The sequence below is a fragment of the Pseudogemmobacter lacusdianii genome, from assembly GCF_030848395.1.
GTDB classification, from domain to species: domain Bacteria; phylum Pseudomonadota; class Alphaproteobacteria; order Rhodobacterales; family Rhodobacteraceae; genus Pseudogemmobacter; species Pseudogemmobacter lacusdianii.
In genome coordinates, this window is sequence record NZ_JAVDBT010000010.1 from 136,822 (window position 1) to 146,670 (window position 9,849).

A 9,849-nucleotide genomic window follows, 5' to 3' on the forward strand; every position below is an offset into this window, starting at 1 on the left:
GCGATTCGCCGACAAGTTTCTACCCACCTTTGAGGCACTGCATCTAAGAAGTATCCTTGCAGCGACAAACCAGAATTTATGACGTAAAACATCGCATCTTCCGATATGAAGGCGATGGATGTGGCAGGAGCATGTGATGCGCCGATTGCAGGATGTTGACCTAAAGTTGCTGCGCAGTTTCCGCTCGATCGTCGAGGCGGGCGGACTTGTTGGCGCACAGGCGGTGCTGAATGTTTCACAGTCGACCCTCTCCAGTCAGCTTGCTGATCTTGAGAAACGCCTCGATATGAGGCTTTGCCAACGCGGGCGCGGTGGCTTTGCTTTGACAGAACAGGGCCGCCAACTTTTGGCCGCTTTAGATGATCTTTTGGCCGCAGCTGACCAGTTCCAAAATGCCACCGCCAGCATCGTAGGGCAGATGCGCGGCGTGTTGCGGCTGGGGCTTGTCGATGCGATCCTAACCAACCCTTTGTGGGACCTGCCGCAGATCCTGCGCCGCTTCAACCAGCGCGCACCCGCCACCGTCATCGAGCTTTCCACGCATAACGCAACCGAGATGCAGCGGCTGGTGCTTGAGCGGAAATTGGACTTTTCCATCGGTCCCGCTTTCCAACCCGTTGCCGGGCTAGAAGAGCGCCCACTCTTTCGTGAGCGGCACGCGCTTTTTTGTGCTGAGGATCATCCCTTGGCCGGATTGGCGCTGGTGGATACAGATACCTTGCAGGATTATCCTTTTGCAGCGCGCAGTTATCTGCATCGCTACGACATCGGCAGGATCGGTCAACTTTCGCCCGCCGCTCTGGTCGACAGCATGGAAACGCAGGCATTAATGATCCGCTCTGGCGCTTTTATCGGCTTTTTGCCCTGCCATTATGCTTTGGGATTGCCGGGGCTGGCCCGGATCCGCGTCATGCCCGGGATCGACTACCTCTCACCGATCAAGCTGCGTTACCGGCAGGACAATGCCCGCAACATGATGGTCCGTAGCTTTCTAAAACGCGTGGCCGAGCAGCCCTTACGGACCCCTCGGCCGGGTGAGCGGGATGTGATCCTGCCCTTTGATTGACCAGCTCTTTAGACGGGCGCGGCCCCTGTTGCGCGCGCGGCCCGCGCATCGAAAATGAACCCAAGGAAGTTCAGCAGAATCTGCGCTGCCAAAATCGCGGTGCTGCCGGTTTGGTCATAATCGGGAGCGACCTCGACCAGATCGACCCCGACGATATCATGGCGGCGCGCCACGGCTTGAAGCATCTCTAGGACCTCGTAATAGAGAAAGCCTCCGTGACTGGGCGTGCCAGTGCCCGGCGCGATAGAGGGGCAAAATCCGTCGATATCGATGGTGACATAGACTTTGGCGCCCTCAGGAATACGGTTAATGACCTCCTGTGCCCCCAAAGCGCGCATCTGACGCACCGAGAGGATGTCGGACCCCATTACCCGCGCCGCCTCATACCCTTCTTGCGCCGTGGACGAGACGTTGCGAATGCCAACCTGGGTTAACCCAGTGACCCACGGCTTTTCAGCAGCCCGCCGCATCGGGCTGCCATGGCCGACCCGCACGCCATGCCGCTCATCCACAAAGTCGAGATGGGCATCTATTTGAAGAATATGGATATCACCCTGCCCCTCGAAGGCCTCGATGCAGGGAATATTGACCGAGTGGTCCCCGCCCAGCACGACCGGCAGCGCGCCAGCCTGCAAAATCGCTTCAACACCAGTGCGAATATTGGCGTGACTGCGGGCGGTATCGGTGTGAATGATATCGGCGTCACCGATATCGACCATGCGCACATCGCTGCCCAAATAAGTCCGATCATCCTCATGATCATAAGCCCCAGCATGGCCGAAGCTGAACAGGGTCGAGGCTTCACGGATCGCACGCGGCCCGAACCGCGCGCCCGCCCGGAACTGGGTGCCAAAGTCAAAAGGCGCGCCCAGAATGGCAATATCGGCCTTAATCTGCGACCAATCCGCGACATATTCGCGCTTTCCAAAGGTCGAAATCCCAACAAATGGCAAATTAAGCCTGCCTGATGCATAGGTGTGAGCAGTCGCTTTTTCAGATGTCACAAAATATCTCCCGCAATTTTACGGAAAGATTGGCAGAGGGCATGGACCGGTTACATCACAAGTGACGCCCCAATACATCGAACTTTTCGATGCAACTGGTGCAACGATTGCGGCGCTAAACCGGCCGCAAGAGTGGCAGCATCAAGGCGAAAAGCTCGGCCTGGCTTGAGATGCCGCATTTGCCGTAAAGTTGGCGACGGAAGACCTTGACCGTCTGCACGGAGACGCCCAGCCGCAAAGCGATGGAGGTCGACGAATGGCCGCGCAGGATCAAGAGTGCCACCTCGGCTTGACGCGGCGAGAGCTGAATGCCTTGCGGTGCCAAGGCGGCGACAAGCTCTGCTGCGATGTCAGCAGGCGCAGCTGCAGCCCCGGTAAGCCCCGCCCAATGTACCTCGGCCAAGGCCAGAACGACCGAAGTGAGGCGTTCCAATGCCTCAACTTCACGCGCAGAGAAGACCTGATCTGAGGTGAGATCGCGTCCCAGACAGATGTTCAGCGACACCCCCGGCGCGGGATATGCCACGAAGGTCAGCTCATCAATCAGCGTGGTTCCTTGATAATATTCAACATAGTAGCGGCTGCGCTGGAAGGCGTCTGGCGCCACATCGAGCAGCCGGTAAAGCCCGGCTGGCACCCGGGTCAGATGGAGCCCGTGGCAAGGGTCCAAGAGATAGGCCCCGGCCAGATAGGTGGTGGGCAGCGCCGAGAAGACTGGGCTGTCGCCCGCCTCGGCATAGATCACCTGCGGCGCGCCCGCGTCGCGATAGGCCAAGATCAAAAGGTTATCGGGATTGGCCAGGCGCTGGAAAAGCGCCATCAAAGCCGCTTCAAACCCCGACTTCCCCAAGCGGCGCACCGCCGCCGCCAGCGCATCTTCGGCTCGGTTGACCAATGGGTCCATCCGCCTCTCCCCGTGGTTTGCCGCCCCTTCACACCGCCATGCAATCGATACCTCTCTGGGGGTATATACCCCTTAGAAGCCTTGCGCCTAGCCTGTGATGCGAAAGCGGGGGGTATGCATGGCGAATGCCATCGAGATCATCGAGGTTATTAAGCGCTTTGGGGCGACGACTGCGCTGGAAAGCCTGTCGCTTTCGATCTCGGATAACGAATTCTTCACCCTTTTAGGCCCTTCCGGCTGTGGCAAGACCACGCTTTTGCGGATGATCGCCGGGTTTGAAGCTGTCAGCGCGGGCGAGATCCGGCTTTTTGGCCAGAATATCGCCAATCTGCCGCCGGACCGCCGCCCGGTGAACACGGTGTTCCAACATTACGCGCTGTTCCCGCATATGTCGGTTTTGGACAATGTGGGGTTCGGACTGAAGATGAAGGGCGTCGATCTGGCCAAGCGCCGCGCCCGCGCCGGTCAAATGCTTGAGATCGTGCATCTGAGCGCCTTTGCCGATCGCCTGCCGGCGCAGCTTTCCGGCGGCCAGCAGCAGCGGGTGGCCTTGGCGCGGGCCTTGGCACCAGAGCCGCGGGTGTTGCTTTTGGATGAGCCGCTGTCGGCGCTTGATTTAAAGCTGCGCCAGACCATGAGGTTTGAGCTGAAGCAACTGCAAAAGGACACTGGCATCACCTTTATTTTCGTCACCCACGATCAGGAAGAGGCCCTGACTATGTCCGACCGGATCGCGGTGATGTCGGCTGGCAGGCTGCAACAAGTGGGCACGGCGCGCGAGATTTATGAGGCGCCAAACAATAGGTTCGTGGCAGATTTTATTGGTGAAACCAATATATTACAGGTTGAAGCTCAACCTATTTCTCAAGATTTAACACGGGTCACTTTGCCCGGTGGCAGCACGCTTGATCTGCCCGCCCCCCCCACAGCCAGCGGCCAGCACAGCCTCTCCATCCGCCCCGAACGGCTGAGCTTGGATCCCCAAGGCAGCCTGACCGCGCGGCTGGAACATGTGGTCTATCTGGGCACGGACTTACACCTTATGGCGCGGCTTGCCGACGGCAGCCCGCTGGTGATCCGCATGCAAAACTCGGCCCGCACTGCTTTGCCGAATGAGGGCGAAGAGATCCGCATCAGCATTGAGGAAGGTGCGGCGCGCCTTTTGGCGGACTGATGGCGGGCGCCGGCCCCTCGGGCAAGTCGGGCAAGGATGCCGCATGGGCCCCGCTGGCTCTGCCCTTGATGCTGCCCACTTGGGCGGTGATCGGCTTCTTCCTGCTCCTGCCCGTCCTTTTGATGGTGGTTTATTCATTTCTTACCAAAGAGTTTCGCGGCGGGGTGATTTGGGAATTCTCACTGGCCGCCTATGACCAGTTTTTCATCTCGCGCGGCCTTTTCGGGGATGAACCCGCCAGCATTGAATGGACCTATATTGGCATCTTCTGGCGCTCGCTTTGGCAGGCAGCCGTTGCCACCGGCCTTTGCCTGCTGATCGGCTTTCCCACCGCATGGTTCATCGCAACGCGTCCGCCCGCCAGCCGCTCTATTTGGTTGTTTTTGGTCACCATTCCCTATTGGGTGAACCTGCTGATCCGCACCGTCAGCCTGAAATTCCTGATCCGCGACAACGGCCCGCTGAACGAATTCCTCATGGGCATTGGCCTCACCTCTGGCCCGTTGCCCTTGGTCAACACCAACCTCGCCGTGCAATTGGGCCTGTTCTACAGCTACCTGCCCTTCATGGTGCTGCCGATCTATGCCGCGGTTGAACGTTACAACTTCGCGCTCAGCGAGGCAGCCGCCGATCTTTACGCCAGCCGCTGGCGGACCCTGCGCGAGATCACTCTGCCGGTCGTTAAACCCGGCATCATCGCGGGCTGCCTTTTGGTCTTCATCCCCTCGCTTGGCGCCTTCCTAGCGCCCGACCTTCTGGGCGGCGCCAAAACCTTCATGATCGGCAGCCTGATCGATGAGCAATTCAAGGGCAGCCAAGGCAACTGGCCCTTCGGCGCCGCCATCTCGGTCATTTTGATGAGCTTAGTGCTGCTCTCCCTGCTCTTTTACGCCCGCGCACAAAGGAGCCAGAAATGAAGGGCGTGCGGCATTTCCCGGGCTTTCTGGCGATCACGCTTGTCTGTCTGATCGTGCTTTACGCGCCCCTTCTCGTGGTCACCGTCTATAGCTTCAACGGCTCCACCTCGATCACCCAATGGGGCGGGTTTTCTTGGCGCTGGTATATCGATGTCTTCACCGGCCCCGAGGCGCCGCGCTTCGGCCTTGCTGCGCGCAATTCGCTGACAATTGCGGTGCTGGCCGCCACTGCCGCGACGATAATCGCCACCGCCGCCAGCCTTGCCATGGTGCGCGGCGGCAAGTTCCGCGGCCGCAACGCCAGCTTTGCGCTGATCAACCTACCCCTCATGGTCCCCGAGATCGTCACCGCCGTCGCCATGCTGATCTTCTTCACCATGATCGGTATCAAAACCGGCTATGGCACCATTCTCATCGCCCATATCGCCTTTTGCATCCCCTTCGCTTACCTCCCGATCGCCGCGCGTCTGCAAGGGATTGAGCCCTTTTACGAAGAGGCCGCCCGCGACCTTTACGCCAGCCGTGCGCGCGCCTTCGCCCATGTGCTTTTGCCCTTGATGGCGCCGGGCGTGATCTCGGGCTGGCTTTTGGCCTTCATCATCAGCCTGGATGATTTCATCATCACCAATTTCGTCAAAGGTGCCGGCATGGAGACCCTGCCGACCGCCATTTTCGGAAGCGTTAAGCAAGGCATCAAACCCAATATCATGGCCATCTCAACGTTGATGCTGTTGGCTTCGGCCAGCCTCGTCACCTTGTCCTGGTTGATCAACCGAAAGGGCCAAAGAAGCCCCTGACACAGCAGAGAGGACGACACATGAAACAGTTGCGCGCCTTAGCCTTGTTGCCACTTATGGCCAGCCCTGCCCTCGCCGAGGGTGAGCTGAAGCTTTACCACTGGTTTGAATATATCCCGCAAGAGCTGGTCGATAAGTTCCAAAGTGAGACGGGTATTGCCGTCACCATCGACACTTTCGATTCCAATGAGGCGATGTTGGCCAGCCTGAAGGCCGGCAAGATCGGCCAATATGACATCACGGTGCCGGGCGATTACATGGTTGAGATCATGGCCGGTGAAGGCCTGCTCGACACGTTTGAGCCAGCAGAGCTGCCGAACTTCGGCAATATCGCCCCGCAATGGCTGGACGTGCCCTTTGATCCGGGCCGCAAATCCTCGATCCCTTATCAATGGGGCTCCACCGCCTTTGCGGTGAACCGGGATGTTTATCAGGGCGATATCAACAGCTTGACGATCCTATTCGATCCGCCGGAAGAGCTGAAGGGCAAGATCAATATGCTCGACAGCCAAGGTGAGGTTCTGGCCTTGGCCTCGATCTATATGGGTATGCCGCAATGCAACACCGATCGGGATCAGCTGAAGGCGCTGATGGATATGCTCTTGGCCGCCAAGCCGCATTGGGCAAGCTTTGGCTCGGACACCGCCAAGGACGTGCTGGTCTCGGGCGATGCAGCAGCGGGGATGATCTACAACGGCTTTTCCGCCAAGGCCCGGGCTGAAGGCGCCAATGTAGAATATGCCTATCCCAAAGAGGGCTTTGTGGTCTGGATGGACAATGCGGTCTTGCTGCGCGATGCGCCCAACCGCGAGAACGCGTTGAAGTTCCTGAACTTCCTCTTGGACCCCGAAAATGCCGGCACGCTGACCAATTACACCGCCTATACGGCGGGCGTGACCGGGGTCGAGCCCTTCCTGACCGAAGAGATCCGCAACAGCCCCGAGAACAACCCGCCCGCAGATGCCCCGAATGGCAGCTTCGTGGCAGTCTGCGATGAGGCGACGCAGAAGCTTTATGACGCTATCTGGACCAATCTGAAGAAGTAACTCCAGGGCCGCCCCTGCCCCGCGGCAAGGGGCGGCCTACAGAACGATTGACCATGATCACGACGCCGATAGCGTCCTCTTATGGCTCGAGGCGCCGCCACAGGTGACCCGCCGTGCATAGGCCTCACCTCCAGCCTGCCGCCTCGCAAGCCCGCTCGCCGGCCCGTCGCACCCCCCTGCATCAATCCAGGTAATATTCCTGTCACTTCCCCGCGCGTTAGCGATTGACGTCCTCCACCAAACCGCCTAAATCCCGCCTAGGCTCCGGCGGGTTGGCGGAGAGGTTACGCAGCGGATTGCAAATCCGTGAAGACCGGTTCGATTCCGGTACCCGCCTCCATACTACATTGAAATCATTGAATAAAAATGGGGTCATGGCTGGATATCCGCCATTCTACCCACCATTAAGACTGTTATTGTTAGTTAGCTAGCCATCGCAGAAATGTTGTTTTACGGCAACACTTAGGCAGCTTCCTGAACCCGTTGCCACTTGGAGTTATGGCGTCTCGACGGCTCAGGGAGGTAGCTGCGCTGATAGTTTGCCGCCCACTTGTGATAGGCTTCTGAGCGATGCCGCTCCCTCTCGCAGCGCAGGCACATGGTGCTAGACGTGTAGCGCTCATCAATATGACCATACTTGCACGGCTCCCCGGTGAAGTAGCGTGCCAGCCCCTCAGTTCTAGCGCCAGTTCGCGTAATTTTCGGACCGTCATGGCAGACCACAGGCGGTTCGCAAACTGAGACGCGATACTTAGTCCCCATCAGCGCCCCCGTCGCGGCGTGACAACGCCATAGCGTGCCAGTGAAGCATACACATAAGCAGGCGTAACCTCTGCCTCACTTGCCATTGCGGCAACCGTGGAATGCCTTGCCGCAAGATCGCGCCAGAAGCGTTCCAACATGTCTCTGCGATAATCAGAAAGCCGCATCGTCGCGCCCCCAGTTGACCAGTCGCAACGCCGCATCAGGATCAATCCCCGCTTCCTTGGCCTGCGCCAGACCCTGAACAAGCGTTGCCATCGCCCGCGCACGCCCAGACACATCATAGGCTTGGACAGGCCGCATAACGTCAATTTCCACTACGCCGCCCAGCTTGGCACTGGCTTCCTCTGCCATTAGCAACGCCGCAGGTTGCAGCGTCCAGCCTGCAAGGTGCCGTTGCGCCTCACGGATCAGCGGTCCAGTTGTGGAAGGCTCTACCAACCCCGGCAGCACGCCATAAGCATTCAGGATCGCACCACGGGCAGCGGCTAGGTTCTGCGTCACCATGCTGTCAGCTAGGTTCGGCGTCAGGCTCTGGGGCTTCCAATCAGCCGCAGGGACAGGACCACCAGCAGCCGCAACGTTGACGCTTTCACGCAACAGCACTCGACCGCGCCGCCCTTTGAAGCCAGCGCCGAGAGTTTCCAGATCAGTGCCGGGGGATTCCGGGAACGGAACAACCTGCGATCCGATAGGCGCGTTGCTGTAGACTTCGGCAAGCGTCGTTTCCAAGACGTGCAACAGTTCTGCCGTAAGGGATGCGCGCCGCAGCGGGCTAGTCCCCTGCCACGGGTTTACCGCGTCCACACCAATCTTGAAGTGCAGCACTTCACCGGCCAGCGCGTTCACCGAATAAGCCCCGCCAGCATCCGGGATAGTCAATCGATAAGCCCGCAGCACGCCTTGCCGCGTTGAATAATCGTAATCACTCACAGGCAGCAGGCCAGCGTCACCGATATACCAAAGCGCCTCGCCCCGCAGAGCCAGCGCACGGGCCGTCTGTGCCATCACCGAGCGCGTCATAAGCCCGTCAGCCCCCGTCACCTCGGAAGCCGACAAAGCACCCTCCCACAGCGACACACATGACTGCACTGCGGCGGTAAGTTCACCAAGACCACTGTGCCCTGCCAGCCAGCTTTCCCGCAGAGCCATCACTTGCCCCGTGAAGCCACCCTGCGCCACAGAGCGGGTTTCGACCTCAGACTTTTTTCGCTTCAACCAATCAAACATGGGCGATCCCCGCCTTCCTATATTTTCGCAGTAATTCCGCCGCACCCGAGTTGCCCACGGCGCTGGTGTTGCGCCCGCGTGACCAGCTTTCGGAGATTTCTCCGCCAAGGTTCACTGAGTAACGGGAATAGCCCTTCTGGTTGTCAGGATCGGAGTAGTAGGCGCTAAGGCGGCGATAGGCCTCCTGCACACCAGCCGTCACAACCTGCCCGCCGATCTGGCAAACAACCTTGTGCCGACCGGGTTCTAGAGTGACTTCGCCAAATTCGTTCACTTCGGCAGGATCGCCGTCAACAGACTGCACGACCCATGGATAATACGGAGGACGCCAACCGTTACGGCATGGCGAATGAACGACAAATTCAACTTCAGCAGTGCTCCAGCGTGTCGCAACATAGTTTTCCAATATGCTCCAAATGACCTCGGGAATGCTGCCCGTCACGTCAGGAGGTGCAGCGGGATAGGTGACGGCACCAATGACCGCCTCGGATTCGATATGCAGGCTTGTCATGCGCGCCACCTGTTCAAGGAATAGGCCGGACCACGAACGGGAATGCGGTCCTGATGCGTCTCGGACCGCAGATCCAATTGCGTGTTCGGATAGGCTGGCCGGGTCACAAACGACAATTCAAACAGGATCGCTGCAAGAATGGTGCGAATGATCGCGTTACCCTCTGCCGGGTCTTCATCCTCGAACGTCTCGGCCTCTGCTACCGCCTCAGGAGGCGCAACACGGAAGCCGGGCGAAATACCGACGATCAGTCCAGCCATGAACGCCGCAAGAAAGTCTTGCCACCAGCTTGTGCGCTGAACTTCTTCGGTAATGATCACCTCGAAAAGCAGAGCTTCCAGCGTGTCATTGAACAGAAGCGTGCCCGCCTTCTTAGGGTCAGGACCCATTGATTATCCACTCGCGGCGTGATTCAGGCTCCGCGAGGAGACTGACAGA

General features: G+C 59.0%; 10 protein-coding genes and 1 tRNA gene. 6 read left to right on the forward strand and 5 right to left on the reverse strand.

The window, feature by feature from the left end; all coding sequences use genetic code 11:
- The first annotated feature begins 136 nt into the window (after positions 1-136).
- Positions 137-1,066 carry a LysR family transcriptional regulator gene (locus Q9295_RS11845; RefSeq protein WP_306680785.1) on the forward strand — a complete coding sequence of 310 codons (930 nt, stop codon included), beginning with the start codon at positions 137-139 and terminating at the stop codon, positions 1,064-1,066.
- An 8-nt stretch (positions 1,067-1,074) separates the two neighbouring features.
- On the opposite strand, the gene speB is transcribed toward Q9295_RS11845, so the two are convergent.
- Positions 1,075-2,019: an agmatinase gene (gene speB / locus Q9295_RS11850; RefSeq protein WP_306680786.1), complete on the reverse strand. Its 945-nt coding sequence runs from the start codon at positions 2,017-2,019 to the stop codon at positions 1,075-1,077.
- Between the two features lie 166 nt (positions 2,020-2,185).
- Positions 2,186-2,974, reverse strand: a complete 789-nt coding sequence (locus Q9295_RS11855; protein ID WP_306680787.1) for a helix-turn-helix transcriptional regulator — start codon at positions 2,972-2,974, stop codon at positions 2,186-2,188.
- Positions 2,975-3,092: 118 nt separating this feature from the next.
- On the opposite strand from Q9295_RS11855, the gene Q9295_RS11860 reads away from it, so the two are divergent.
- The 5 genes from Q9295_RS11860 to Q9295_RS11880 all read left to right on the forward strand — a co-directional run bounded on the left by Q9295_RS11860 (position 3,093) and on the right by Q9295_RS11880 (position 7,248).
- Complete coding sequence (locus tag Q9295_RS11860) at positions 3,093-4,148, forward strand: ABC transporter ATP-binding protein (RefSeq protein WP_306680788.1); 1,056 nt, start codon at positions 3,093-3,095, stop codon at positions 4,146-4,148.
- The gene (locus Q9295_RS11865) at positions 4,148-5,065 is read left to right on the forward strand and encodes an ABC transporter permease (protein ID WP_306680789.1); all 918 of its coding nucleotides are present in this window, start codon (positions 4,148-4,150) and stop codon (positions 5,063-5,065) included. Before Q9295_RS11860 ends, Q9295_RS11865 begins: the two co-directional genes overlap by 1 nt.
- On the forward strand, positions 5,062-5,862 hold the full coding sequence (locus tag Q9295_RS11870; RefSeq protein WP_306680790.1) for an ABC transporter permease: 801 nt from the start codon (positions 5,062-5,064) through the stop codon (positions 5,860-5,862). The genes Q9295_RS11865 and Q9295_RS11870 overlap by 4 nt, the downstream gene beginning before the upstream one ends.
- Positions 5,863-5,882: 20 nt before the next feature.
- Positions 5,883-6,908 (forward strand): extracellular solute-binding protein, encoded by a 1,026-nt coding sequence (locus Q9295_RS11875; RefSeq protein WP_306680791.1) that lies wholly within the window; start codon positions 5,883-5,885, stop codon positions 6,906-6,908.
- A 266-nt stretch (positions 6,909-7,174) separates the two neighbouring features.
- Positions 7,175-7,248: transfer RNA gene (locus Q9295_RS11880), tRNA-Cys, on the forward strand.
- Between the two features lie 575 nt (positions 7,249-7,823).
- Here the strand turns inward: Q9295_RS11880 and Q9295_RS11885 are convergent.
- The 3 genes from Q9295_RS11885 to Q9295_RS11895 are packed head-to-tail and all read right to left on the reverse strand — an operon-like array spanning position 7,824 to position 9,800.
- The gene (locus Q9295_RS11885) at positions 7,824-8,900 is read right to left on the reverse strand and encodes a phage portal protein (protein ID WP_306680792.1); all 1,077 of its coding nucleotides are present in this window, start codon (positions 8,898-8,900) and stop codon (positions 7,824-7,826) included.
- Positions 8,893-9,411: a hypothetical protein gene (locus tag Q9295_RS11890; protein WP_306680793.1), complete on the reverse strand. Its 519-nt coding sequence runs from the start codon at positions 9,409-9,411 to the stop codon at positions 8,893-8,895. Before Q9295_RS11890 ends, Q9295_RS11885 begins: the two co-directional genes overlap by 8 nt.
- Positions 9,408-9,800: an HK97 family phage prohead protease gene (locus tag Q9295_RS11895; protein ID WP_306680794.1), complete on the reverse strand. Its 393-nt coding sequence runs from the start codon at positions 9,798-9,800 to the stop codon at positions 9,408-9,410. The genes Q9295_RS11890 and Q9295_RS11895 overlap by 4 nt, the downstream gene beginning before the upstream one ends.
- Positions 9,801-9,849: the final 49 nt, after the last annotated feature.

Coding starts and splice junctions, on each gene's coding strand:
- Q9295_RS11845 (WP_306680785.1), top strand. CDS start 137: ATGCGCCGATTGCAGGATGTTGACCTAAAGTTGCTGCGCAGTTTCCGC.
- Q9295_RS11855 (WP_306680787.1), bottom strand. CDS start 2,974: ATGGACCCATTGGTCAACCGAGCCGAAGATGCGCTGGCGGCGGCGGTG.
- Q9295_RS11860 (WP_306680788.1), top strand. CDS start 3,093: ATGGCGAATGCCATCGAGATCATCGAGGTTATTAAGCGCTTTGGGGCG.
- Q9295_RS11865 (WP_306680789.1), top strand. CDS start 4,148: ATGGCGGGCGCCGGCCCCTCGGGCAAGTCGGGCAAGGATGCCGCATGG.
- Q9295_RS11870 (WP_306680790.1), top strand. CDS start 5,062: ATGAAGGGCGTGCGGCATTTCCCGGGCTTTCTGGCGATCACGCTTGTC.
- Q9295_RS11875 (WP_306680791.1), top strand. CDS start 5,883: ATGAAACAGTTGCGCGCCTTAGCCTTGTTGCCACTTATGGCCAGCCCT.
- Q9295_RS11885 (WP_306680792.1), bottom strand. CDS start 8,900: ATGTTTGATTGGTTGAAGCGAAAAAAGTCTGAGGTCGAAACCCGCTCT.
- Q9295_RS11890 (WP_306680793.1), bottom strand. CDS start 9,411: ATGACAAGCCTGCATATCGAATCCGAGGCGGTCATTGGTGCCGTCACC.
- Q9295_RS11895 (WP_306680794.1), bottom strand. CDS start 9,800: ATGGGTCCTGACCCTAAGAAGGCGGGCACGCTTCTGTTCAATGACACG.